Origin of the sequence: Neolewinella persica DSM 23188 (genome assembly GCF_000373105.1) — a bacterium.
GTDB lineage: Bacteria > Bacteroidota > Bacteroidia > Chitinophagales > Saprospiraceae > Neolewinella > Neolewinella persica.
In genome coordinates this window covers 117,478-144,443 of record NZ_KB890414.1, presented here as the reverse complement: position 1 = coordinate 144,443, position 26,966 = coordinate 117,478, and the positions used below count along the sequence as shown (strand labels likewise).

General features: G+C 51.9%; 16 protein-coding genes. 12 read left to right on the top strand and 4 right to left on the bottom strand.

What is annotated here, in order from left to right; all coding sequences use genetic code 11:
• Positions 1–362: 362 nt before the first annotated feature.
• The 3 genes from rnr (at position 363) to B036_RS0102155 (ending at position 4,983) form a co-directional block, all read left to right on the top strand.
• On the top strand, positions 363–2,741 hold the full coding sequence (rnr, locus tag B036_RS0102165) for a ribonuclease R (protein WP_157472001.1): 2,379 nt from the start codon (positions 363–365) through the stop codon (positions 2,739–2,741).
• 154 nt (positions 2,742–2,895) lie between these two features.
• On the top strand, positions 2,896–3,597 hold the full coding sequence (locus B036_RS31520) for a hypothetical protein (RefSeq protein WP_020567043.1): 702 nt from the start codon (positions 2,896–2,898) through the stop codon (positions 3,595–3,597).
• Between the two features lie 480 nt (positions 3,598–4,077).
• Positions 4,078–4,983 carry a DMT family transporter gene (locus B036_RS0102155; protein WP_044101633.1) on the top strand — a complete coding sequence of 302 codons (906 nt, stop codon included), beginning with the start codon at positions 4,078–4,080 and terminating at the stop codon, positions 4,981–4,983.
• A gap of 123 nt (positions 4,984–5,106) precedes the next feature.
• On the opposite strand, the gene B036_RS27710 is transcribed toward B036_RS0102155, so the two are convergent.
• Positions 5,107–6,588 carry an MFS transporter gene (locus B036_RS27710; RefSeq protein WP_020567041.1) on the bottom strand — a complete coding sequence of 494 codons (1,482 nt, stop codon included), beginning with the start codon at positions 6,586–6,588 and terminating at the stop codon, positions 5,107–5,109.
• Between the two features lie 133 nt (positions 6,589–6,721).
• Positions 6,722–7,489 (bottom strand): 3-keto-disaccharide hydrolase, encoded by a 768-nt coding sequence (locus B036_RS0102145; protein WP_020567040.1) that lies wholly within the window; start codon positions 7,487–7,489, stop codon positions 6,722–6,724.
• A 144-nt stretch (positions 7,490–7,633) separates the two neighbouring features.
• On the opposite strand from B036_RS0102145, the gene B036_RS0102140 reads away from it, so the two are divergent.
• Positions 7,634–8,197 carry a DJ-1/PfpI family protein gene (locus tag B036_RS0102140; protein WP_020567039.1) on the top strand — a complete coding sequence of 188 codons (564 nt, stop codon included), beginning with the start codon at positions 7,634–7,636 and terminating at the stop codon, positions 8,195–8,197.
• Positions 8,198–8,413: 216 nt separating this feature from the next.
• Here the strand turns inward: B036_RS0102140 and B036_RS0102135 are convergent, their stop codons facing one another.
• A complete protein-coding gene (locus B036_RS0102135) occupies positions 8,414–13,801 on the bottom strand; it encodes a T9SS type B sorting domain-containing protein (RefSeq protein WP_020567038.1) in 5,388 nt (1,795 codons plus the stop codon).
• Positions 13,802–14,274: 473 nt separating this feature from the next.
• On the opposite strand from B036_RS0102135, the gene B036_RS0102130 reads away from it, so the two are divergent.
• The 8 genes from B036_RS0102130 to B036_RS34380 all read left to right on the top strand — a co-directional run bounded on the left by B036_RS0102130 (position 14,275) and on the right by B036_RS34380 (position 26,659).
• Positions 14,275–15,891, top strand: coding sequence for a Na(+)-translocating NADH-quinone reductase subunit A (locus B036_RS0102130; protein WP_020567037.1), 1,617 nt, complete (start codon positions 14,275–14,277; stop codon positions 15,889–15,891).
• Positions 15,892–15,939: 48 nt separating this feature from the next.
• On the top strand, positions 15,940–17,352 hold the full coding sequence (gene nqrB / locus B036_RS0102125) for an NADH:ubiquinone reductase (Na(+)-transporting) subunit B (protein WP_020567036.1): 1,413 nt from the start codon (positions 15,940–15,942) through the stop codon (positions 17,350–17,352).
• A 145-nt stretch (positions 17,353–17,497) separates the two neighbouring features.
• A complete protein-coding gene (gene nqrC, locus B036_RS0102120; RefSeq protein ID WP_020567035.1) occupies positions 17,498–18,235 on the top strand; it encodes an NADH:ubiquinone reductase (Na(+)-transporting) subunit C in 738 nt (245 codons plus the stop codon).
• A gap of 45 nt (positions 18,236–18,280) precedes the next feature.
• Positions 18,281–19,009, top strand: coding sequence for an NADH:ubiquinone reductase (Na(+)-transporting) subunit D (locus B036_RS0102115; protein WP_020567034.1), 729 nt, complete (start codon positions 18,281–18,283; stop codon positions 19,007–19,009).
• A 103-nt stretch (positions 19,010–19,112) separates the two neighbouring features.
• Entirely contained in the window at positions 19,113–19,721 is a 609-nt protein-coding gene (gene nqrE / locus B036_RS0102110; protein WP_020567033.1) for an NADH:ubiquinone reductase (Na(+)-transporting) subunit E, read from the top strand.
• A 174-nt stretch (positions 19,722–19,895) separates the two neighbouring features.
• Positions 19,896–21,200, top strand: coding sequence for an NADH:ubiquinone reductase (Na(+)-transporting) subunit F (gene nqrF, locus B036_RS0102105; protein WP_020567032.1), 1,305 nt, complete (start codon positions 19,896–19,898; stop codon positions 21,198–21,200).
• 165 nt (positions 21,201–21,365) lie between these two features.
• Positions 21,366–24,284 (top strand): ATP-binding protein, encoded by a 2,919-nt coding sequence (locus B036_RS0102100; RefSeq protein WP_020567031.1) that lies wholly within the window; start codon positions 21,366–21,368, stop codon positions 24,282–24,284.
• A 122-nt stretch (positions 24,285–24,406) separates the two neighbouring features.
• Positions 24,407–26,659: a T9SS type A sorting domain-containing protein gene (locus B036_RS34380; RefSeq protein ID WP_020567030.1), complete on the top strand. Its 2,253-nt coding sequence runs from the start codon at positions 24,407–24,409 to the stop codon at positions 26,657–26,659.
• Between the two features lie 89 nt (positions 26,660–26,748).
• Here B036_RS34380 and B036_RS33375 read toward each other — a convergent pair whose 3' ends face one another.
• A complete protein-coding gene (locus B036_RS33375) occupies positions 26,749–26,958 on the bottom strand; it encodes a hypothetical protein (protein ID WP_157471999.1) in 210 nt (69 codons plus the stop codon).
• Positions 26,959–26,966: the final 8 nt, after the last annotated feature.

Here is a 26,966-nt window from a genome sequence, read left to right as displayed (position 1 = left end):
AGGGTATCGATACTCATACTTCCAAAGCTAAGGTTTTCAACATAATAACGCCTTACCTCCCAGGGACGTTGCAGAAGCCTGCTATCTCTAACCTTAACGGCACCTGCGGCCCCGCCCTGATTATTCACAAAGTCAAGCAGTCAGGTAAAGCCAACGTAAAGGATACATAACTTCCTTCAATCAGGACCATCCGAAAAAACAAAAACAGAACTTTTCCAGCTGTCCAACCGTTATCCCACCGATAACAACATAACCCAATACCAAAAATCCGCGTACCGGGCCGGCCTTGTTCTAAGGCAAAAGGCTCACTTAACCAAGCCGCGCGGTGGTGTCAAATGGGCACCGAACTCAGTAAATTTTACATGTCTAGAAATAAGATTAAGGGCACTAAGCTCAAGGCTCGCGAATTAGAGCGCGCCATCCTCAAAGAATTAAAAGCCAACGACCGCAAACAGTATAACCCCAAACAGCTCATTCGTAAGCTAAAGGTTAAAAATAGCCAGGACAGCGTCCTCAGCGCGCTCGAAAACCTGGAAAAGGCCGGCACCATTCGCCCCACCGACAACTTCAAGTACCAGATCGCCCGCGATTTTCAGCAGAAGACTTCTTCTGACTACATCGAAGGACGTGTCGACAAAACCCGCTCCGGTGACGCTTACATCGTTATCGATGGTGATGGAGAAGACATCTTCGTCCCCGGTCGCCGCCTCGGCAACGCCCAGGACGGTGACAAGGTAAAAGTCCGCTTCTGGACGCCAACCCGCCGCCGGAAACCCGAAGGAGAAGTTGTAGAAGTGCTCGAACGCAGCATCACCCACTTCGTTGGCACCTACATAGAATATCCGAAGTACGCCGAGGTGGAAATCGACCAGGTCGGTGCCCCTAAGCTACTCGTTGCCGTACACCGCTCTGAAAACCTCGGTGCGGAAACGAACGAGAAAGTGGTGGTGCGTATCGATGATTGGGAGCCTAACCGCTTCAAGCAACTATCGGGTACACTCACCGCCGTACTCGGCGAAGAAGGTACCAGTGAAATCGAGATGCAAAGCATCCTGATCAACAACGGGTTTCAAATTACCTTCCCCGATGATGTGGTCCGCGAAAGCGAGGCCTTACCCTCAAAGATCAGCCCGCAGGAGATCAATATTCGTCGCGATATGCGCGACGTGACGACCTTCACCATTGATCCGTTGACGGCGAAAGACTTCGACGATGCCCTCTCCATCCAGGAGCTGGAAAACGGACAGATTGAGATCGGTATCCACATCGCCGACGTGAGCCACTACGTGCGCCCCGGCAGCGCGCTTGACCGCGAAGCAGCCGAACGTACCACATCGGTTTACCTCGTAGACCGGGTTTGCCCGATGCTGCCCGAGCGGATCTCCAACGAGCTGTGCTCCCTGCGGCCGCACGAAGACAAACTGACGTTCAGTGCCGTCTTTACCATGGACCCCAAGACGTACCAGATCCGCCAGCGCTGGTTTGGCCGCACCGTTACTCATTCCGATCGTCGTTTCACGTACGAAGAAGCCCAGGATGTGCTGGACACCGGAAAGGGTGACTTCAAGAAAGAGCTTTTCCTGCTGGACAAGATATCCAAGGTGCTGCGGAAAAAGCGCTTCAAAGAAGGCGCAATTGACTTCGCTACCAATGAAGTCCGTTTCAAACTCGATGAAGACGGCACCCCGCTGGAAGTCTACATCAAGGAGCGGATCGATACCAACATGTTGATCGAAGACTTCATGTTGCTGGCTAACAAGGAAGTGGCTACGTTCATGATTCAGAAGGCCGAACGATTGAAGGAGGTGATTCCCTTCGTCTTCCGGGTACACGATGAGCCGAACATGGAAAAAGTGGAAGAATTGGCCATGTTTGCCGAAGCGCTGGGCTATAAAATGGACCTGCGCACACCGCAAAGTATTGCTAATAGCTACAACGAACTTTTAGGTAAGGCATCCGAAGACCCGATGGTGAAAATGCTTTCGCCGATCGCAATCCGGACAATGGCCAAAGCCATTTATACTTCTGAAAACATCGGCCACTACGGTCTTGGTTTCGACAATTACACCCACTTCACCAGTCCCATCCGCCGGTACGCCGACGTGCTGGTACACCGCCTGCTGGACGCTAACCTGGACAAGGGAAGCCTGTACAAGACCAACCCCATGAAGCTGGAGGAGATTTGCAAGCACATCTCCGCTCAGGAAAGAAAAGCGGTAACCGCCGAGCGGGAATCCATCAAGTACAAGCAGACGGAATTCATGCTCGACAACGTCGGGGTGGAATTCGATGGCATCATTAACGGTCTGGCTGACTTTGGTGTCTTCGTGGAACTCACCGAGAACTACGTGGAGGGCATGATCTCTTTTGCTGACATGGACGAGCCGTATGATCTCGGTTCGGGTAAGCTATCCATCACCGGTCGCAAGACGGGCAAAACCCTGAAGATGGGCGACCAGCTGCGCGTTCGGATTGAGGATGTGGACCTGGACCGTCGTCGGATTGATATGGCGCTGGTCAAGGTACTGAAGATCAATGGTGAGCCTGATTCCGGTTCTGGGAAGAAAAGCAGCAGTCGGCGTAAATCTTCCGCAAGTAAGGCCGGATCAGGTCGTGCATCATCAGGCGCGGCCGCAGGTGCAAAGAAAGCTACCCGGAAGAGCAGTGCCCGCAAGCCAAAGTCAAAAACCGGGGCTGCGGCCCCGGCCCGTAAGCAGCGGACGCCTCGGAAGAAGAAGTAGATGCTCCGATCCGAACGATCGGAGCGGACGGCGAAGGGAAAAACTGACCTCCCATCGGGAAAAACCGGTACTTTTTTCCCTTACAGCGACCTCCATCTTTGCAATATCAAATCAAACGGCTGATAAAGCCATCACAACTACAATTGATAAAGCAATGAAAAATTTCGCAAAACTTCTTTCCCTCCTGGCCTTGGTGCTCACCTTCTCTCTTTCCGCTACTGCTCAAATGACGCATAAGGATAATATGGTCGCTAAAGGCGAGACCATGAAGGCAAAGAAAGCTGCGCCTACAGTCATCCAGCTCAGCCAAATTGAGGGGGAGTACACGAATCAACTGCTGAACCTTACACCCGGCGATTATATTTTTGAAGTCACCAATACCGAAGTAGACAAAGACCTCGGCTTTTACCTGCAGGATAAAACCGGTGCGCAGGTTAAGAACTCCGGACTTGAAGCGCTGATCGGCAATGGTGAAACCAGCCGTACCGGTATAGTGACCCTGACCGAGGGCCTATTCCAATACAGTTGCCCGCTGAACCCGACGCCTCATTATACGATCAACGTAGGTACTCCCCGTGTGATTCACCTGAACCAAACTGCCGGCGTCTACGAAACCTCCGGCCTGAACCTGGCACCAGGTTACTATGTCTTTGAAGTAGAAAATCTGAGCGTAGAAAAAGACCTTGGCTTTTACCTCCAGGATGAAGACGGTGAGCAAGTCGCGGATTCTGGATTGAAAGAATTAGTTGGCCGTGGACAAACCAGCCGCTCGGGTGTCGTTTACCTCCCTGCCGGTGATTACCAGTACAGCTGCCCCCTGAACCCAACACCTCACTATAAGGTGTCGGTAAAATAATTGCCACCTTAATCTCAAATTGAAAGGCCGGATCATCCATTATGGATGGTCCGGCCTTTCTCTTTTTACAGTGGTCCTACTGCGGAAAGATCAACGCCCCCGCCAGGTAGGGCTCTTCCGCCTTGATCTGATTGATTCGCAAACTCCGCGCCATGAAGCCAGAACTCAATTTAACGACGGCCACTAATCCGGCAGTCCTATTTGATCACGCTTCTGGGATAAGCTACGAGCTATTGATCATCAATTCTTCGTCCGTTCTCCAAATAGGGTAGCCCGGTTCTTGTACACGTACTTACCGTCAGAACCAATCAAGCGCGCGCAGCGGCTTTGGCCGTTGTACTGCCAAGTAAGCGCCGCCGCACTAGCACGCTCCGCGAGCCTTTATCCCCATTCTCGCCCGGGCTGAAAATCGTCGACCAATTCACGTTTAATTTCTCGATGTTTTGGATGACCTTTGCAGAACAGCCCAATTGCACCAACATGGCCTACTCCGAATCCCGCGCCTATGCGGAACTCCACCTTGCCGTTTTTCTTTGGGGGTTTACTGCCATCCTGGGAGATATCATTCCCCTCAATGCCGTCACCCTCGTCTGGTGGCGGGTGATGCTCACCAGCCTCAGTTTGTTTGCCTTTGTCCGCGTAGGGCGAATTATGCAAGAACTTGGCCGCAAGCAGGTGCTGATCTTTGCCGGTCTGGGCTGTATCGTAGCGCTACACTGGGTGACGTTCTACGGCGCCATTAAGCTGGCCAACGCCAGTGTTGGGCTGATCTGCATGGCTACCACTTCCCTGTTCTCCAGCATCGTGGAGCCGTGGATCACCGGCCGGAAATTCCTCTGGTATGAGCTGCTGTTGGGCGCTTTTATCCTTCCCGGCATCTGGTTGATCGTCGATGGCGTAGACGCTTCGATGACGCCAGGGATTCTGGTAGGATTGCTCTCTGCTCTGCTTGTCGCCATCTTTTCGTCTTTCAACAAACGCTACGTAGAAAAGGCCGATCCGCTGCGGATCACCTTCATCGAACTATCAGCGGGCACCCTTTTTCTCACGCCGCTTTTGCCGTTTATGCCCGGCAGATTTTGGCCGCCAACTCCGATGGATTGGCTGTGGCTGATCGTCCTGGCCATCCTCTGTACCACTTTTACCAACTTCCTTTTCCTGCGGGTGCTGAAAAAACTCTCTGCTTTTGCTGCTAACCTGACGATTAACCTGGAACCGGTCTACGGTATTGCCTTAGCGTATTTCCTGCTCAACGACGCCGAGGAACTTGATCCGAATTTTTACTGGGGTACGGCGGTGATTCTGGTGGCCGTCTTCGGCTACGCGGGCCTGAAACGGTACTTTCGGCATCGTGCGGAGGTGCTGTCCCGGAAGGCCTTGCTTTAAAACTTTCTTTGTATCCTGCGTTCGCGCCTCTTTACAAAGTCGAGCAATCCAAAATCAAACAGCTAAGTAATGCTTGATTACTTAGCTGTTTGATTTCAGATTGCTTGACTATTTACTATACCACTACATTGCGGAACCAGGAGTAGACATAGCGTCAGTATTAAGCACTGCCTCCTCTGCTGGCGTACGGTTCTTCATGAAAAAGTAGAGCCCGGCGAAAACGGCAATGAGTACTGCGGGGAAAAGCAACAAGCGGCTGAGGGTGCCTTGACCCGCAGCGAGTTCTACCTCATTGGCCGGTTCTAATTCTTGTTTAATGGCCATTGCTTCGGCGGAATTAGGATCTTCACCTGCTAAATCTTCCATCAACCCGGTACGAGTTCCTGTATATGCCGTATAAAGCGACAGAGTACGGTCATTTCCCTCCTCGGGAAGGTTTTCAATTGTCGCTAATTCGTCAGGATTTTCCTGGTAATAGTTACTTACTTGCTCAACCAATTCAGGGTTTTCCCGCAAAGCTTCCCCCCGGTAATTATCAATCCATCCTCCAATAAATGGCTGCCATATTCCGGCACCAAGCATTCCCGCTCCGCCAATTAAGGCAAGTCCGAGGGCACCGGACTTTGGAATGTTCTCCGCCGTGAAGCCAAGCATTGTCGGCCAGAAATAGCATATACCTAAGCCGAATACAATAGCGCCGATATAAACCATACCTCCGGTAAAATTGCCCAGAATATATAATCCTATCACGGATAATATGGCAGATAGCAGCAAGACTCCCACCGCGTTAAAACGATGAACAATTGGCCCGGCGAAGAAACGGCCAAGAGCCATCACGCCGTAAGTAAGCCCTAATAGAATCATCGGATGAGCACCGGAACTACCCAGGATTCGGTCTACCCATTGGCCTGCACCAAATTCGGTGGTCGCAGTGACAGTCATAATAAGCGCCATGATGATGAAAAGCGGCGTCAGCACTCCTTTTATGTTCTCTCCCATATCACCGACGATGTTCTGGGTTTTCGGGAAAGTCTGCCCAAAAATTAGGGCACCGTAGATCAGGGTTGGTACCAGGGCAACAGCTACTAGCATTTCCCACCCCAGGGATCCACCAAAGAAGTAAGCAATCAGGCTACCGATCACTAATCCTCCCGGGAACCAAACATGAAATCTATTCAGCATCTGGGTTTTCTTGTCAGGATACATGTCTGCAACCAAGGGGTTACAGGCTGCTTCCACGGAACCATTAGCAAATCCAACAAGGAATGTTGAACCCATCAGTCCCCAATAACCGGAGGAGGTAAACCACAGCGTCAGACCTATTAAGTGGCAGACGAAGGCTACCAACAATAGCAGTTTGGGGCCGAGTTGATTGTAAAGAAAACCTCCAATCAGCATGGCAACGGGGAAACCGTAGAATACCATGGAGGCAACCTGCCCGTTCTCCGCATCGGAAAGACCAAAATCAGAGGTGTAGTCTTTAAGGGTAGCCGCTCGGATGGCGAAGGTCATCGAAGTGACGACAAGGGCCATACAACTGGCAAAAAAGAGCCGGTCGCGGTTCGCCGGCACGTCCGCAAACGTTTTAGTCGTGGTAGTAGACATGTGTTTAAGCTTTTTTGAAGATGGAAGTGTAAAATAGGTAGATTGGTTAGTGGGGAGTGAATAGCCTGTAGTGAGTAGTAGGTAGTTCCGTATAGCACGTGTGCCGGGGGACTACCTACTACTCACTACTCAACTATTCTCCAAGTTGCCGAATCCGGATATTTCGGTACCAGACCGCGTCGCCGTGATCCTGGAGGGAAATTTTGCCGGAGGTAGACATGCCAAAGGCGTCAAAGTCCTTAAACTTCGACTTGTCGATCATCGCTTCCCATTCCGGGCCTTTGTTGACGTATTCAACCTGCTTTTTGCCGTTGAGCCAGTGCTCAACTTTACCGTCGGTAACGACCAGTTTGGCCATGTTCCACTCGCCAGCTGGTTTTACATTCTCCTCCGCAACGGAGATGAAATCATAAAGGTCTCCGGCACGGTGGGTCTTGATCTTGGCATCGGGGTGGCACTTGTTGTCCAGCACCTGCATTTCCGGGCCGGTAAGCCAGGGGTAGTCGTATTCATCGAGTTCAACGATGTTGTAAATGACGCCGCTGTTACCGCACTCACCGATTTTCCATTCCAGTTCCAATTCGTAGTTAGCGTAGGCTTTGTCGGTCACGATGTCACCGCCGCCTTCGGCCTGCCAGCCTTCTTTGTTGGCTACGTCAAGGTGGATGGCACCATCGTCAATTTTCCAGGCAGCACCCACACCTTCTTTGCCGTAGGTATGCCAGCCGGAAAGGTCGGTTCCGTTGAAAAGTGGGGTCCAATCGCCGGCCTTCTTTTCTGTAGGGGTTAGTGGTGGCGCGGACGCAGGTGCAGCGGGAGAATCGGTGGAAGCAGTGCCCGGCCCTCCGCAGGCCGCCAGCAGAAGCAGGGCGGCAGGGAGTAAAAGTTGTTTGATTTGCATGAATGTAGTTATGAATATGTGGAGGGAAGATAGACAAGAATTGGAAAACGAGTAGCCAGGAATTGGTTTTAACTCCGGTCCTCAAGCAGCAACTCACCGTACCTTGCTATCTGAAACCCATTCATTGCACCCGCGCCCCCGCCCATGAAAGCCGCCTACATCCTCTACGATAACCTCACCCTGCTCGACTTTATCGGCTTCTACGATCCCCTGAGCCGACTCCAGTCCCAGGGCCATTTGCCTGGTTTTACCTGGGACCTGTGTGGGATCTCCCCACAGGTTCACGATAACTTCGGCCTGAAAATAGTTATGGACCGCGTCTTACCGGACCTCAGCGACTACGACCTCATTTTTGTCCCCGGCGGCTTCGGCACCCGTGAACTGCAACACGACCCCACTTTTATGAATTGGCTGAGGACTGCCGCCCCGGTCCCCCTCAAAACCTCCGTTTGTACCGGCGCTCTGCTGCTGGGCGCCGCTGGGTTCCTGAACGGGCGGAAGGCCACTACCCACTTTAATGAATACCCAGCACTGCGCCCCTATTGCGGCGAAGTCGTTGAAAAAGAAGTCATTGTAGAAGATGACGGGATAATTACTGCAGGAGCCGTTGCCTCCTCCCTTCCATTGGGCCTTTACTTGTGCAATAAATTTGTTGGGCCCGAACGGACGGAGCAGATTCGGAAGAGTATGGCTTTTAATGCTGGTTAATGCGACGCGCTCATCGGATGTAGGGTAGTTAGAATTTTAGATTTCGCGAAATACAGCGGTTCGCTCATCGGATGCATCTTCCAGCCTGGCGCAGCCGGATGGAAGTTCATCCGATGTGTCTAATCGCGTGCTCTACCACCTTTTATACATCCGATAAACTTTTACGACTACGTCAGCAAAAGATACACCGGATGAAAAAGGCATTATAGCCATCACCTACTTTATTACCGTAACGTCCCCCCCAATCACCGCAGAACCAACCCCCCGGTCATCCCGATAGGTAAGTTCGATGCTGTAGAGGTACACGCCCATTTCTACTGCCTGACCTGCATCCATTCCGTCCCAGCCATTGGTGATGTCATCTGAGGCGAAACGCAGTCCTCCCCAACGGTCAAAAACTTCCATTCGATAGGAAATGATTTCGATCCGAGGGTTAGTTCCCGGACGAAATTCATCGTTGACACCATCGAAGTTGGGAGAGAAGGCTGTCGGCATATAAGCCTTGAAGTCTAAACATTCTCGTTGGGTAATGATCACGGTGTCCCTGACCAAACATACGCCATCGTCCAGGGTCGCGACAAGAGGTCCAGGGGATATCACTTCGAATTCGGGACTGGCACTGCCGTCGGGCCACGAGAGGTTACCCGGTCCGGCCAGGGGGGTAAGTAGGTAAGGCCGATCGTCACAAACCGTCGTGTCCTGCCCTAATTCCAGCTCCGGAGGTGCCTGGAAGGTAAGCTGAACCGAGTCCCGGGTAATACAGCCATTGGCGTCTTCTACTTCGACCCAGTGGAGTACGGAGCTCGTGAATGATCGGTTTGCGACATCCAACCCGTCGTCCCAGAATATGATGCCCAGGTTGTTGGGCGTGACGGCTACGTTGAGGACTTCACCCTCGCAGGCAAGTTGATCGTCGCCGAGAGAGAATTCCGGGGCGGCCAGGAAGGTCACGTTCAGGCTATCTGCTACCATACAAGGACCGTCGGTGACAACCACTTTAAATTCACCGGGCATCAGTGTACTGAAGGTCGCTGCCGTTGAGCCGTCTTGCCAAACGCCGGTCATCCCGGCATCGAGTACTACTGGGATGCCTTCGCATTCCGTTACGTCCGGGCCAAGCTCTACCACCGGCGGCGCGAGAAAGTCTACCTGGAATGGTTTGTCTACCGTACAAGTGCCAAAATCCATGGACACGGAGAAGTTGCCGCCGACGGTGACCACGAACTCAGAGCCGTTCTGCCCGTTGTCCCACCGAATTGCGTCAGCAGGCGTTTGGGTGACGAGCCGGAACGTCTCACCGTCACAGATCTCGTAGCCGTCAACGACGTCGATAACGGGCAGGTCCGGGAAGACCAGGTTTATCGTGTCGGAGGAAGTACAGCCGGCCGTATCGATTTCTACGAAGTATTGTCCGCTGGCAACGGCCGTAAAGTTCTGTCCGCCACTACCGTCCTGCCAGGTGTAATCATACCCTGGGGCTCCGGCATTTAGGGTGAACTGGTTGGCAACGCATAAGGTCGTGTCGGTGCCCAGGTCAACGGTCGTTGGCGTAACGTAGGTCACCTCAACGCTGTCCCGGACGGGGCAGGCACCGTTTAAGGCTTCCACCCAGTAAAAACCGGGCTGGTCGTTGGTGAAAGTTGTGCCCGTTGAGCCATCCTGCCATTGGAAACTTTCGGCACTGACGTTAGCAGTTAGCGTAAAATCCTCCTGATCACAGGCTACCTGGTCCTGCCCCAGGGTGACGGTTGGCAGATCGGTAACGGTGACCAACGTACTGTCGGATTTTTCACACCCACCTAAATCGACCACTAATTTATAGAAACCAGTGGCAAAGGCGGCCAGGGTAGGGGAGGTACTGCCGTCTTGCCAGAGGTAGTCGGCGGAGTTAATGCCGGCATCTCCGCTCAGGATCAGGGTATCGCCGGCACAGATGACGGGGTCATCAGGCAGTGCAACTTCAAAATCCGCGGCATCGAGTACGGTAATACTGTCTCTGATAACACAACTTGTCTGAAACGTTACCTCCACAGCGTAAGTACCTGCCGCGCTGGCGGTGAAGGTGGTGTCGGTCGAGCCATCCTGCCAGCGGTAGGTTTCTCCCGGACTGAAATTATAGGCATTAAGGGTTACATCTCCACCAGCACACAGTGTTTGATCCTCCCCTAAGAAACCTACAGTTTCGAATTCCGGAGCAGTTTCGAAGACCCAGTTAAGGTTAGAGTTGGCAATGTCCGTACTCCGTGAGCCTGCCAGGAAGCTGGCCCCGCCCACCCCGGTAATGTCTCGCATCTGGATGAAATCAGCAAGAATCTCTCCCTGTACCGGCATGCTTGCCGTAGCGGCAGTGCCCAGTATGCTTGATTGCAGGGAGATAGGTGTACAGTTGTTTCCTATAACCTGCCAGTATTTATTGATGAACTGGGTTTTGTTAGCCCGGAATACGTAAGACTTTCCCGGGGCCATAATCAGGGTGTCGGTGGTCATGGCCAGGTCCACCTGGCCGTTTCCGTTGAAGACGACAGCGTTGGCCATAACGGCGCTTGACGGAACGAATTCCGCCTGGATTTTTCCGTTGCCTCCGGCATTGCTGAATAGAACATTGTTCAGGTTAATGGGGATGCCAGCGTCTATGTCGGCATTAAAACCAGTAAATTCCAGTAAAGAAGTGCCGGGGTCAATGGTAACTTTAGAATCGCTGTACACGTACAGCCCGCGGATGTAAGGATCTGTTTCACCGTATATTTTGAAGTGTGTACTTCCCAGATTTAGGAATTTGGGGTTGACACTGAATTCTACCCTGATGTGCCGTAGTTCTGCCAGCTGGTTGGCGAAGTTGACGGTACCGGTTTGGTGGACGATGTCTTCCCCTTCCAAATCATCGAGGAAGGTATAAGTGCCGGTCGGCCGCATTATGAATTGGTAAAAACGTATCCCGCCAGTGGTAATGGTTTGATCTTCGGCTCCGTAGAAAATGACGGGGTTAGACTGAAAATTTAGGGCTGTGGAACGGTTGGTAAAGCTACCCGCGACCCGCAGTTGATTAACCTGAAAATAAACCGGAACGGTAAGCCCTGCAGTCCAGTCAATGTTGTGGCAAAAGACGGTGTTGGTGGTGCCGTTGATCACGCTGAAGCCGATGCCCGGCGAAAGCGGGCTACCCTCGTCGAAAATAACATCATCAATCGGAGTGGGAACACATTCTCCCCCCATCCCGCCGGAGGTCAGGGACCAGTGAGCCCGGTCGAACCAGTCACCATCACCGTCACCACCTACCCAGTAGAGGGTCCGGCTGGCTTCTTCATTGATCGTCCAGCCAGAATTTCCACCGCCGTCTACAGAGTTATTGGCGATCGCTGGCGCACCGCCCGTGACGGTAATGCCCTGCAAGAATAGCCGGTCAAAACTTTGACCGGGCGGCAGGCTGATGGAGGAAGTCGTTTCAGGGTAAGAATGAATGATGTTAGTGTGACCTGCGTCGCAGCTTCCACCGGCGTCGAGCTCCGTTATGTTTTGCGTGCTGCCGTTGGCCAGTTCATAAGTACGGCCGGGCTGGAAGTAGAGGTAATTGATGTTATTCTCCCCGCCCAGTGATCCGGAGTTATAATAGAGCAGGGAATCGACAGCAAGCGGAGAAGGGTTTGCTGGATCGAAGATGGACTGATACAAGGAACCATAAGTGGAGCTGAAAAGGACTACGTTTAAGGTCAAGGCCCCGTTCCCGTAAGCATAAAGTCCTCCGTTGTAGCCGCCCGTAAACTCGATGACCGAGGTGCCGGCGTCGAAAGTCAGGTTATCAGCCAGTAACTGCATTTCGGAGTAGAAATAAATGTTGTTCCGGGATTCCAGCGTTATGTATGAACCTCCCAAATAGAGCTCCCTTACGTCGCTGGTATTGGCCCAGAAAAAGTTGGTGTTTACCGCCTGGTCGTTGGTCCGTAGTGTCCCAGAGCGGAAGTACAGGAAGTACTCGACGTGGAGGCTATCGGTAAGCGTCCATTCACCACTCCCCTCGAAGGTGACGTCCTGGTTGAAGTCCTGGCCGGCACTGGTCAGGGTATTACCCATCATGCTGGAAGTGAAGAAGTAGCTCCCCGCGAAAGTATGCTCCATGTTTTGCGTAAAGGCAAGTGACCCTGCTACCCGCATTCGGTGATCGTCGGGCCCGGCAAAGAAGGGGCGGAAGGTCGCCGCCGCCCAGCTCATATTGCGGCAACCAGCATTTTCTATGTTGACGTTTACGGTCTGCCCGGTGGCGGAGAAGGAATTGCCATCGAAGTAAACATCATCGGCCAGCGAAGGGACGCAGCCGCTGGCCGGGCCACCGCTGGTGGCCGACCAATGCATCGGGTCGTTCCAGTTCCCGGTGCCACCGATCCAGTAGAAATCCGACGTAGGCCGTTGGTTCAGTGTCCAACCGGTATTGCCGCCCAGGTCGATGGCGTTATTGGCAGTGAAGCTGCCCGCTCCACCGGCTTGTAGTGAACTCAGGGTTACGAAATCGGCCGTGATTGGAGCAGAGGAGGTGAAGATGGCCGGCGTTCCGGCGTCCGTTCCGCCCAGATCGATGTCTCCCTGGCAATCTCCCACGGCCACCAGGTCGCCGATGGTGAAGGTGTCTCCGCTGCGGAAGCGGTACTGCTGGCCAGGATGCAATTCCAGTTGATCAAAGGCGTAGCTTCCGCTCAGTTCCGTACGATGGAACAGATCCAACCGGGCGAAACTGACCGTAGGCTCGGTGCCAAAACCGTTTTGATCGCCCCACCGGATCAGGCGGGAATTACCCATAGCTGCATCGAGGACGACTTCGTTGAAAGCGAGCGTGCCCGGACCCTCAAAATAAAGATCCGTTCGGTTGCCCCTTAAGGTAACGGTGGAGGTGCCGGCATCCAGTGTCAGGTTACGGGCATCGATCCATAATGAAGGCCAGGTGATGGTGGCATAGGCCTCCGGGTAAGGCCGCCAGGTGTTTTTACGGATGGTGAGGCGGGAGGCACCCAAATTCAGTGTCCGGCTGGCGTCCGTGTCACTGCGAAAATAGCCGGTGGTTACGGGTTGGCCGTCGGTGCTCAACGTGCCTTCGTTGAAAAAAAGCGTACTGTCTACCGCAACGGGGCCGGTCAGCGTCCAGTCACCACCACCCGAAAAGGTGAGGTTCGTTCCAGCTAAATTGGCGCTGAAGTTAACGGTGTTGTCCGGCAGGTCTCCGGTAAAAACGATGCTGCCATTCATCGTGTAGGTCATGGCGGGGATCAGTTCCAGGGAACCGTAGACCATGACGGTTACGCTGCGTCCTCCAGTAAAGGTAGGAGTGCCTGTAGCACCTCGCCAGTCGAGATTCCGGCAAAAGATGATGTCCGTATTTAGGGTCACCGTTTGGCCGGGGCCAGTAAAGGAATTGGCGTCAAAATAAACGTCGTCGTCCGAACCGGGGGCTTGTGCGTGGGTGGTGACGCCTCCCGAGGTCGTAGCCCAGTGGCTGATGTCGGACCAGTTGCCGGTCCCGCCGATCCAGTAATAGTCGGCGGCGGAAAGGTTAAGGAGGCTGGAAAGTACAAAAAGACCGAGCAGGCTGGTACGCAGCAAAAAGGCAGAAAATCTCATATGGGCAGGGACTATGGAATAGGGAATCTTAAAAACATACCAAAGATACACCCTTTCCATTGTTGGACGATTTGTGGCGTTGGACAATTACCGGACGGTGATTAATGACACGGGAAGGGGGAGTTGTTACCAGATGTTTAAAGAAGTACCGGGCGCGGACGCAGGTGCAGGGGTGAGATTGGTAAGCCGGGCAGATGGTCAACAATGCAATGGGCGGAGATTATGGTTACCCTGCTCCTGAATTTTTCCTAAGGCACCTGCGTCCGCGCCCGGGAAGACTTCCAAGTAGTGGCCTTAATTATATTCAATCTAAATAGTAGCTGCGGTTCAACATGCGCCTAACTTTCTAGCTTAGAACCTTCTGAAGTTGTAACTTTGCGGCAAACTCGAAAACCTCCTAATAAAATGGCGGTTTTTCGAGCATTTTCGGGCTGATCTCAGCCTCTTATCTTAGTTTTAACGCAATCAAGCGTATGAAATCTCTTAAGCGACTGATCGGTAGCCTCGCTCTGATGGCATTGGTCAACCTTTCTTTTCAGTCTCAGGCTTCGGCTGGTGGCGGAAACATGCTCTTTTACGGCCTTGCTGCCGTAGCTCTGCTCATCTTCTTTTTTATCGTGATCAGCGTGGCGGATAACTTCATGGTTATCGAGTCCAACGAATCCGGCATCAACGGTGAAAAGGCCAATATGGGGCTGTACCCAAGGCTCAACGAGCTGTTCAGTAAGAAGGCACCGGCTTACCTGGACGGGAAGCACAGCTATAAACTGAACAAAGGTTTTGACATCCCGCTGGAAGGCGTGGCTGCTAAATCTATCGATACCGACGTGCAGGCCGTTCGCTTTGCCATCATGCCACCAGATTTTCCCGGCCTGATGCCCATCCCTAAGGTGGTCGTTGAAGTTGGCGACATTGTCAAAGCCGGCGATGTGGTCTTCTACGATAAAAAGATGGACCGGATCAAATTCGTCTCCCCCGTTGGTGGTGAGGTGATTGAGATCAATCGTGGCCTGAAGCGTTCCATTGCCAGCATCGTTATCCTGGCAGGCAAGGAACAGGAAAGCCGTAGCTACGATGTTCCTGCTGCAAACGCTACCCGTGAGGAACTCGTCGAGTTTCTGTTGGGAAGCGGTGCCTGGCCTGCCATCCGGCAACGTCCTTATAATGTTATTGCAGATCCGGAGGTGACGCCCCGTGACATTTTCGTGTCTACTTTTGATTCAGCGCCCCTGGCACCCGACAGCAAACTACAGCTGGCTGGTCGTGAAGATGTTTTCCAGGCAGGTATCGACCTGCTGAACCGCCTTACGCCAGGTATCGTTTACCTTGGTCTCGACGGGCGGGAGCCCGCAGAAACGGGCTTTAGCCGGGTCAACGGTGCGGAGCACCGTTACTTCATGGGGAAGCATCCGGTTGGCAACGTTGGTGTACAGATGCACCACATCCACCCGGTTGGCAACGGTGAGAATACCGTTTGGACCCTTGACGTCAACTCCGTCATCCTCCTCGGTGAGCTGTTCAAAAACGGTCGTTACTCCACCGAGCGTGTGATTGCGCTCGCCGGAGCTCCCCTGAGCAACCCGCGCCACGTCCGTACGTACGCTGGTGCCAACATCGGCGATTTGCTGAAAGGTGAAACCCTCGAGAACGCTCGCGTTATCAGCGGGGATGTCCTGACCGGCGATGCTGTTGGTACCGACGGTTACCTCGGTTTCTTCGATGATCAAATCACGGTTCTGGCGGAAGGCAACGAAGCAGAGATTTTCGGCTGGTTGCTACCACTTAAGCCACGGGCTTCGGTTTCAGCTACCATTCCGACGTTCAGTGATTTTGCGGCTACGACCAACACCCACGGTGAAAAACGTGCCTTTGTGGTCAACAATGTCTATGAGCAGGTAATGCCCATGGATGTTTACACCCAGCAGCTCATGAAATCGATCATGGTCAACGACTTCGAATCGATGGAAGGACTTGGTATCTACGAACTTGTGGAAGAAGATGTGGCCCTGGCGGAATTCGCCTGTGTTTCCAAGCAGCCCCTGCAGCGAATTTTGCGTGAAGGGCTCGACACGATGATTGCACAGGGATAAATTAAGAACAATCGGCGGCCTCTCGGTCGTCTCAGCTAGAATAGCAATATGAAAGCATTACACGATTTCGTCAAAAAGTTTGAGCCGGCCAAGGAGAATAAATTGGCCCACACGACTTTCGACGCCTTTTACACTTTTCTCTTCCAACCCGATACCGTTACAACGGGCGGGACGCACATCAAGGATGGCATGGACCTTAAGCGCCTGATGGTGCACGTGGTACTTGCGCTCCAGTTGCTCTACGTTTTTGGTACCTGGAACATTGGTCACCAGCACTTCGTATCGTTGGGAGAGCACACCGGTTTACTGGAGGGTTTTCACCTCAAGCTCGTGTATGGTCTGATCAAGATCATCCCGATCTTCATCGTAACGCACGTCGTCGGTCTGGGAATCGAATTCATCTATGCTGCCCGTAAGGGACACAGCGTAGAGGAAGGCTTCCTGGTTTCTGGTGCCCTGATTCCCTTGATCATGCCACCCGATATTCCATTGCTTTGGCTCGCCATCGCCATTGCTTTTGCCGTTATCCTCGGTAAAGAAGCCTTTGGTGGGACGGGTATGAACATTTGGAACGTTGCCCTGCTCGCACGTGTGTTCATCTTCTTTGCTTACCCTACTACTATTTCCGGCGATGAAGTTTGGATTGCGGGTATTGAGAAGGTAGGCACCGAGCACTTTGGCCAGGCCTATGGCTGGATCTACGGTGTCTTTGATTCGATCTTCGGCTTCTTCGGCGGCAGCACCTTCGGTGCTGGTGGCGCGGCTGTTGTTGACGGTTGGACCGGAGCAACACCGCTTGGCATTGCTGCTAAAGAAGGTTGGGAAGGCGTGACAGCAGTGTACTCTACGGACCAGATGTTCTGGGGCGGTATCCCCGGCTCTATTGGTGAAATGAGTGTGCCGTTGATCATTATCGGTATGGTCTTCCTGATTGTAACCAAAATTGCGGATTATCGCGTGATCTTCGGCGGCCTGATCGGCTTCGTGGTCTGTGCGCTTATGATGAATGCTATTTCTCCTGCCGAATTGACGGCGGACACTCCCGGCGTCTTCAAGTTCATGGCCATCCCGTGGTACTACCAAATGATCATGGGCAGCTTCCTGTTTGCGATTACCTTCATGGCTACCGACCCGGTTTCCAGTGCGGACACCCCCACGGGTAAGTGGATCTACGGTTTTCTGATCGCCTTCATCGGTCTCATCATTCGCGTGATGAACCCGGCTTACCCCGAAGGCTGGATGCTTTCCATTTTGCTGCTCAACACCTTCGCTCCGCTTATCGACCACTACGTCTACGAGGCCAATATGAACCGCCGCGCCAAGCGTACGTCGGCAATGGCCGAACAACGCAAAGAGTTGATCACGATGCGTGGAGCCACGCACATTTATGATGCTGATTCGGCGGCTACGAAGTCGGGAGCTTTACACGATACTTCTTTTAGGCGCGGGGCAACTACATAAAGTAACCTCGTCAGGCGTTATATGGCGAGAACGCAGGTGCAATGAAAAGGACTAAAGCAAGGAACGGTGTTACGAACCTTGCGCCTACAAAAAACCTTTTTGTACCTGCGGCCTCGCCCAGCTAAAGAACTAAAAACTAATAACCATGAGTACCAGATACATCTATATTTTTGCTTTGGTCATGACCGTAGTAGTTGCACTGCTGCTGGCCGGTTCAAAGGTGGTTCTCGAGCCAATTGCTTCCAAGAACGAAGACATCTTCAACAAGCGACAGATCCTTGAGGCCATTGCTACTCCACTGGAGGAAGCCGGGAAAGCCGTTGCCAGCTTGTCCGATCAGGAAGTGCTGGACATTTTCGAAAAGCAGGTAGAACAGGCAGTTGTTACCGCCGATGGAGCTTCCGTTGAGAGCATTAAGGCGATTGATGTCGACATGGCCAAGGAACGCAAGAAGCCAGAAGCCGAGCGTATGTACCCCGTTTACGAGGTGTCGCTTGACGGTAAGTCTTTCTATATCTTCAGCGTACGCGGCTCTGGTCTGTGGGACGCAATCTGGGGCAACATCGCCCTGGAGGAAGACATGAACACCGTAGCCGGCGTTTCCTTCGACCACGCTGGTGAAACCCCGGGCCTCGGTGCCGAAATCAAAGACAATAATGCGTGGAAGGCGCAGTTTGTCGGCAAGAAAATTTACGATGGTGACAAGTATGTCTCCGTCTACGTCCGTAAGGGCGGTGCCATCGATATGGAGCACGAAGTGGACGGCCTCAGCGGTGCCACGGTTACTGCCGACGGCGTGACCAAAATGCTCTACGATGGCCTCAAAGCCTACGAACCTTACATGGAGGACGCCGAAGGCCCCACCAGCATGAACCTCCAATAAAAAGCCCCGACGGTTTACCCCACCGACGAACAACAACCATATATTATGGCTACATCAACCGAAGCTAAAGTCGCCGAAAAGGAACCCTTGTTTGGCAAAAAAGAAAAGGCATTATTGACCGACCCGTTGCTGGACAATAACCCGATCACCATTCAGGTACTCGGCGTTTGTTCTGCACTGGCCGTAACCTCACTCATCTACCCGTCGCTGGTAATGGCGGTGGCGGTAGTTTTTGTTTGTGCTTTCTCCAGTCTGGCAACTTCCATCCTCCGGAATACGATCCCGAAGGCTGTCCGTCTTATCGTGCAGCTGGTTATCATCGCTACGCTGGTAACACTGGTGAACGAAGCACTCAAGGCCATCAACTACCCGGTCTATAAGCAACTCTCGGTTTACATCGGTTTGATCATTACTAACTGTATCGTGATGGGCCGCCTGGAAGCATTCGCAATGGCCAATAAGCCCTGGCGGTCTTTCCTTGATGGCATCGGTAACGGCCTTGGCTACGGACTGATCCTTGTTGTGGTTGGTGCCGTGCGGGAAATTTTCGGTAAAGGCAGCTTGTTTGCCGGTTCCGGCATAGCGATGAACATCATTGGTGCAGGCCCTCAATACTGGATCGATACGGCTACCGCCGGCCAGTGGGGTAACACCTTCTTTGGCTGGTACGCCAACAACAACCTGATGGTTATGTCTGTCGCCGCCATGTTTGTCATTGCTGTCCTGATTTGGATTCAGCGTTCACGTAACCCGAAACTGGTCGACATTTCTTAATGATTGTTAATTCTTGATTGGTGATTGTAAATCAGACACCTCCAGTTGAGAACGATCAATTAACAATCAAGAATTTCCAATTAACAATTAACAATCACTCCTAATGGGCGATTTCATAAATATCTTTATCCGGTCGGCGTTCATCGAGAACATGATCCTGGCTTACTTCCTGGGCATGTGTTCCTTCCTGGCCGTATCCAAATCCCTTAAAACGGCCTTTGGTCTTGGTCTGGCGGTGATCTTCGTACTTGGCATCACGATGCCGATTAACTGGTTGATCAACGAATACCTGCTGGTTAGCTTCGAAGTAGAATTCCTGCGGTTCATTGTCTTTATCGCGGTAATTGCTTCAATGGTACAGCTGGTAGAAATGGTGGTGGAGAAGTTCAGCCCCAGCCTATATGCGGCTCTTGGTATCTTCCTGCCGTTGATTACGGTAAACTGTGCCATCCTTGGTGGTAGCCTCTTTATGGTTAGCCGTGAGTACAACCTGTCTGAATCCGTAGCCTTCGGCCTCGGAGGTGGTTTCGGTTGGTTCCTGGCCATCATCGCTATTGCCGCTATCCGGGAGCGCATCCGCTACAGCAACGTGCCTCCTGCGCTGCGCGGTCTCGGTATGGCCTTCCTGCTTACCGGCCTTATGGGCCTGGCATTCCTTTCGCTCTCGGGTATCGATCCGGCGGTGTTCGGAGGTTGGAGCCCGGCTAAGTAAAGGCAAAAGGAAGAAAAGGAGTAAGGGGAGTAATCACCTCCCTTTTATCCCTGCTATCCTTATTCCTTTTTTTTGACACAAATTGCTGAACTACCGGTGTACTTTCCGGCTTTAGCTTTTACAATAAATGAAACTTCCCTTTTGGCGGTTTTCAACCTTTAAACACCGAATAAGATGACTACGATTCTCTTTGCGGTTTTGATCTTCACTGCGGTAGTACTGGCGCTAATTTCTTTGCTGCTGGTCGCTCGCAAGCGCCTTGTCCCCCAGGGAGAGGTCAAAATCGTCGTAAACGGCGATACGGAAAACCCGCTGATGATTCAGCCGGGAACCAATCTGCTCTCCGCACTTTCCGACCAAAATATCTTCCTGCCTTCTGCCTGTGGCGGTGGTGGTACTTGCGCAATGTGTGAGTGTCATATCCCTTCCGGCGGTGGTGATGTACTCCCAACTGAACTCAATCACCTCACCCGTCGTGAAGTAGCGGAGCACAAACGCCTGGCTTGTCAGGTGAAGGTGCGTGAAGACATGGAGGTTCAGATTCCCGCAGAAATCTTCGGCATCAAGAAGTTCGAATGTACGGTTAAGTCCAACTACAACGTGGCTTCCTTTATTAAGGAGTTTGTAGTACAGCTGCCGGAAGGCGAGACGATGGATTTTGAATCTGGAGGCTATATCCAGATCGATGTACCGGTAGTCACTGTCGATTTTAAGAACATAGACATTGAGGGGCACCCCGAACACCATGGCGATGACCCGAAAAAGTTCCAAAGCGAGTGGGATAACTTTAAGTTGTGGGACCTCAAGATGGTCAACGACGAAGAGCAATTCCGTGCCTACTCCATGGCCAACCACCCGGCGGAGGGCGACATCATCATGCTCAACATTCGTATCGCCACGCCGCCGTTTGACCGTAAGAAGAACGGCTGGATGGACGTTAACCCAGGCGTTTGTTCCAGTTACGTCTTCGACCAGAAGCCAGGTGATAAGGTGACGATCTCCGGTCCTTACGGAGAGTTCTTCATTAAGCCGACTAAAAAAGAGATGGTTTACGTTGGCGGTGGTGCCGGTATGGCCCCGCTTCGCAGCCACCTTTTCCACTTGTTCCATACCCTCAAGACCACTGATCGTAAGGTTTCTTACTGGTACGGCGGGCGGACCAAGCGCGAGCTGTTCTACATCGACCAGTTCCGCGAGATCGAAAAAGAGTTTCCTAACTTTAAGTTCTACGTCGCACTGGACAACCCCCAGCCCGAAGACAATTGGAAAGTCAAGGAAGACATTGACGCTGCGGGTGACGGCTTCAAAGGATACATTATGCCCGTAGTAATGGAGCAGTACCTCTCTAAGCACCCCGAGCCGGAAGAGATCGAGTACTACTTCTGTGGCCCTCCGATGATGAACCAGTCGGTCATCAAGGCCTTGGATGAGCTTGGTGTGCCAGACGAAAACATCGCCTTTGATGATTTCGGTGGATAACCGAAAGCGAGATAGAGAAAGCCCCAACTGCCAGTACTGGTGGTTGGGGCTTTTGTTTTATTGACAGTTCGATAATGTATTTTCGATAGTTTAAGCGATATCGATCGGGACAATTGGTTTTGACAGGAACTCCATTTACCTTTTACACGAAATTACCGATTAGCCATGATTCGTTGGATTGCCATATTGTTCATTTCTTTCCTGGCTGGGTTTAACCAGGAGGCAAAAGCTCAGTCAGGCATTCGGGACAGTTTACTGGGAATATGGAAGAATGCAAATGAAAACGATACGGTACGTTTCATCGCCCTGAATCAGATTCTTGCCGATCAGCTTTTCCGCCAACAACCGGATAGTTCCATCTATTACGCACACGAACAATACAACTTAGGACTTGAACTGGGAAACATGAAATGGCAGCACCTGGGGTTGGCCAAAGAAGCAGATTGGATGATTAAAGTGGGGAAGATGGAAGAAGCCCTTACTATCAGTCGCCAGGCGCTTGTGCTGCAACAGGGCCTGGAGGACAACAAGTATATTGCCGGCAGCTATAAACGCATTGCCTATATTCTCCGTAAAAAAGGACGTATTGCTGAATCTCTGGCAACTTATAAACAAGGCATGGATCATCTTACGGCAATAGGTAAGGACAGTTCCTTGCAAATGGCTGGCATGTTAAATTCCTTGGGGTCATTATACCTCAATATCGGTAATAACGAAGAAGCCAAAACATATTATGAACGGGCTTTGACAATATATAGCACTCTTCAGTCTAAGCAGGGTGTAGCCAGCGTTCTGATTAACCTGTCCGCCGTAGCTCATAGTCTGGAAGCGTATACACTTTCTCTTGATTATTTAAATCGGGCCTTGCCAATAGTAGAAAAATCTGGAAATAAGGGACGGCTGGCCAATGTTTTTCAAAGCTTTGGGAATACTTATCTCAGCCTGCAAGATTATGGGCAAGCCAAAGATTTTTTCCTAAGAAGTCTGGCCTATCGGCAGCAACTGGGACTGATCGAAGATATAGCGTCCACCTATGGTACGTTGGGGCGTACCGCTAACTTAACTAATAGACCAAACGAAGCCATTGATCACTGTCGGAAAGGGCTAGACCTTGCCCACCAGGCTAGTAATGTTAAGCAAGTCGCCCTTAGTTGCCTTTGCCTATACCGTGCTAATAAATCACTGAACCGGAGTAGCACTGCGCTAGCTTTTTATGAGAAATATATTGTTTACCGGGACTCCCTGGTGGGCGTGGAAACTACCCGGCAACTTGCCCTTCAGCAGGCAGAGTACGCTTATGAAAAAGAAAACCTTGCTGTTCAGGCCAGGTTTGACAAGGAAAGAACGGTTTTAGCGGTAGAAGCTAAGCGGCAGCAACTGCTCCGAAATATTTTTATTGGGCTGGCGGCAATTCTGGTGCTGATCACATTATTGGCCTATCGAACTACTCGTATCGTACAGCGAAAAACTACGCTGTTGGCGGAGCAAAACAATACGATCACTACACAACGAAATGAGCTGTCGAGGTTGGACGAAATGAAGTCACGGTTTTTCACCAATATTTCCCACGAACTGCGCACACCGCTTACATTAATCCTTTTACCAATAGATCGGTTGCTCGCCAATACGGCCAACCAGCTTAATGCCACTGCGCTGAATTCTTTGGACATCGCTAAACGAAATGCAGAAAAATTGATCCTGTTAGTTGAAGACATCCTGGATTTGGCAAGCATGGAAAACGGAGGGGGGATACCGGAAGTCACTTGGGTAGATGTCCAACGGGAGCTTGAAGTTATCTTCGACGTGTTTCGTCCCGCCGCTGAAGAACAAAATATTGAGTTGATAGCTGATTGGGTTGAACTTCCTACGCGCACCATCCAGCTGGACACCCGTGGTTTCCATAAGATTATGGGCAACCTCTTGTCTAATGCGCTAAAATACACACCACCTGGTGGCCGTATTGAAGTGCACGGCAGGACCGAAGGTGATCAGTTAAAGGTGTCGGTCACCGACTCCGGAGAAGGGATTCCTCCCGAGGATCTTCCGCATATTTTTGATCGATTCTTTCAAACGAAGAACCCGGATAAAAAACTCAAGGGCGGAAACGGCATCGGCCTGGCTTTAGTCCGGGAACTGGCTTTGGGTATGGGCGGAGGTATTTCCGTAAGTAGTGAGGAAGGGATTGGGAGTAGTTTTATACTCGTTTTACCCATTGAAGTAGACGCAACCCATAAGGAGCAAATGCTTCCTGCCATCAACCGTATGGAAGGGGCGCGGCCGCAGGTGCAGGTAGAGGTATTAGAGGAGCAAGGCAAAGCGCTTGTCGCCAACTGGCCGAATTTAGAAACGACCGGAAGCCATGTTTTAGTGGTAGAAGACAATCCCGATATGCGCCACCTTTTAGAGGGTTTGCTGTCACCTCGCTATCGATGTACCGCCGTAGCGGATGGCCGAAAAGCACTGGACCTTATCACTTCGAGTAATGCCAGGTTCGACCTCGTTCTCAGCGATGTCATGATGCCGGATATGGACGGTTACGAACTACTCCAGGAACTAAAAAAATCTCCGGCTACGGCAGCAATTCCCGTTGTCATGCTAACGGCAAGGACGGCAGAGCAAGACCGCTTGCAGGCCCTGCGCCTTGGCGTAGATGATTACCTGGACAAACCCTTCTCCGCCGAGGAGTTGATGCTCCGTATCCACCACCTGCTGTGTCGGGTACGCATGAGGGAGACAGCCACGGTTGAGACACCGTCTGTCGATGCCGCCTGGTTGAAAGAACTCGAAGTGCTGGCCAGAGAGGCCTTGGCAAAGCAACTTCCCCTTAACGCCGAGTATTTGGCCAGCAGTAGCCATATTAGTAAGCGAACCCTTCAGCGGCATTTGAGGGCTGCCACCGGTCTCTCCACCAAACAATACCTGCTGGAGATCAAGCTCGACCGTGCCCGCGCGTTGCTGGAAACTAAACAGATAAAGACGGTAGCGGAAGCAGCCCACGCAAGCGGCTTCAGCACACCAACATATTTTTCCCGGATTTTTGAAGAGCGGTTCGGACGGCGCCCCATCAGCTATTTGAAGGCCTGATCCCTCGACTTTTACTGGGCTTATCCGCGCATTTGGCCCGTTTTTCACCTAGATTGGCGCGTTTTTCCCTTTTGTCTCCTAGCACCTTTGCATAACTGTCCACGAACTAAAATTCACCGGTTATGCGCTTTATTATTACTGTTTTAACGATCGTTTTTTATGCCTTTTTTACACCACTAGCGGCACAATCCATTATGCAAACCAATGGTATTACTACCTCCGTTCCCTTTAGTGGCGACTACGTAGAATACCAGATCCCTGCTGGTACATCAGCTACCAGAATTGAGTTTAACCTCAAAGGAGGAGATGGTGGGGAGCACAATGCGTGTAACCGTAAAGGAGGAGAAGGTGCCGTTGTGCGGGCAGTGTTTAGTATTGGAACTGGCACAAACCAACTTCAACCAGGGGGATATGTCCGGTTCATTGTTGGTGGCAGAGGAGATAGCTTCGGTAACCAAAATGATGGCGGTGCCGGCGGTGGCGGTGGAACAGGGATTATTTACTCACAGAACAATACATCCACTATCGTCACGCCGAGTATTACCCAGCAAAGTAATCGTTGGGTCGTTTTGGCGGTAGCAGGTGGTGGTGGCGGAGTAAGTGTCAATAGGGACCTTTTTGGGTGTTCCGGCGGAGATAATGGCGGTGGTGGAAATACCGGAACTAGTGGAACTTCGGGTGGAGGGGGTAATGATGGCGGTGTCAATGGTACCGGAGGGGAGTGGGGACTAAGTGATGGCGGTGCTGGGGGGGGGTATGTAACCAACGGAAATAATAATAGTACGCAGGTAATTCATGGCAGAAAAGGATGGCTAGTTGGCGGCGCTGGCGGAGCCTCTACGACAAATAACTTTACCCGGACCGGTGGATTCGGCTACGGAGGAGGAGGAACTGGACGAGGTGTTGTGGGCGGCGGCGGCGGCGGTGGCGGCGGTTATTCCGGCGGTGGCGGCGGAAACTACGCCAGTGGCGTTAACGGCGGCGGCGGCGGTGGAGGTGGCTCTTTCATCAACCCGGCCAGCATCGGACAATTCGACATCATCACCGGCCTGCAGACGACCAATAGCCCCGAAGACGGTTGGGCTAATTTTGCCTTCCGGTCCGTAGCGGGTACCGAAATAGCTTGTCGAACCAACGGTTCTGTAAGCATCTCCACCGACAATACCCGAATTTTTGGGAGCTCAGTCACTAACTACCGCCGCGTAGATGTCGGGGAGACAATAACTGATTTTGGGTTTATCATCGCCGGACAAATTGAACGCTTTATTGAATTGGACTGCTCCGACGTTGGGACCATCCTCGATCATCGTATGATTGTTGCCAGTAGCAGCGGTGCTATAGCTTTTTGCAATATCAATGTAGTGGTTAGGGATAATGTTGCGCCAGTACTTACCTGTGTCACACCGGTCGTAGGTATAGGAGAGAGTGGTATGGCCACCATCCCCGTCAGCTCAATCCGAAGCAGCTTAAGCGATGCCTGCGGAGAGGTGGTCTCCCAAGTACTTAGCCGATCCGTTGTTAACTGTGATGATGCAGACGTAGCTATTCCCATTACGCTTACAGTAACGGATAATAGCGGAAACACCGACGCTTGTACGGTGACGGTTACTCCCTTTGATGGGAATCTCCCCGTTGCCCGTTGCCAGGACCGCGTCCTGGAGCTCACTGGAAATCCCACCAGTATCGCCCCGGTATCAATTAACAACGGTTCGACAGATAATTGTGGTATTGCCTTCTTTTCGCTTAACCGATCAACATTTACGACCGCTGATATTGGTCCCAACCCCGTGACTTTAACGGTACGGGATCTCAGCGGGAATATTCGTCGTTGTAATGCGGTAATCACCGTACAAGATTTAATCCTACCCGTAAGCTGGCGCTATTTCACCGCAGAACGAAGCACTGGTAAAAGGGTACTTCTCAACTGGGGAACGACCCAGGAAATAGATAATGCAGGCTTTACCATTCAACGATCCGTGAATGGGGAAAACTGGGCAAACATTGGGTTCAAAATTGCAAGTCCGGAGGCTGCACCAACCTATAGGTTCGAAGATGAAGAACCACCTGTCTCAATTCTTTACTACCGCCTACGGCAAGAAGACCACGATGGTGCTTTTGCATTCAGCGATGTTCGCCAAATTCAACAGAGCCTACTGGCCGAAACGGCTTATCCCAACCCTTTCTCAGAGGCGATCACCCTCTTTTCTTCGATTGCCCAAAAAATAACAGTTTATGACGCACAAGGACGGGTGGTTTCTACTATTTCCCATACTGGAAACGGTGCCCAAAAAGAAAGATTAGACCTGTTGGCGGGATTGTACCAAGTTCATTTTCAGCATAGCGGAACGGTATTGCGCTTGGTGAAAGTACCGTGATTTATTAGCCAATGGTGGAATCGCTATTCATGCGGCATCAATTTTGATAGGGTGCATTTCAGCATAAATGCTGAGTAACCACCCTACTTCTAAGGCGCCGTAACTGCCTGGGTAAATGTAGTGATAGCTTCTTCCAGCTTCTTACGCTCTTCGTCGATCAATACGCCATCCAGAACAGTGTAGCCGAAGGACGGGACGCCGTGAGAGACAACGACCCTGGCCCCTAGCCTCGGAAGGTTTACTTCATAGTAAGCCCGGCTGACCATTGCAGCCCTTCTACCCGGAGAAGTGCTTAGCAAAAGCTTGT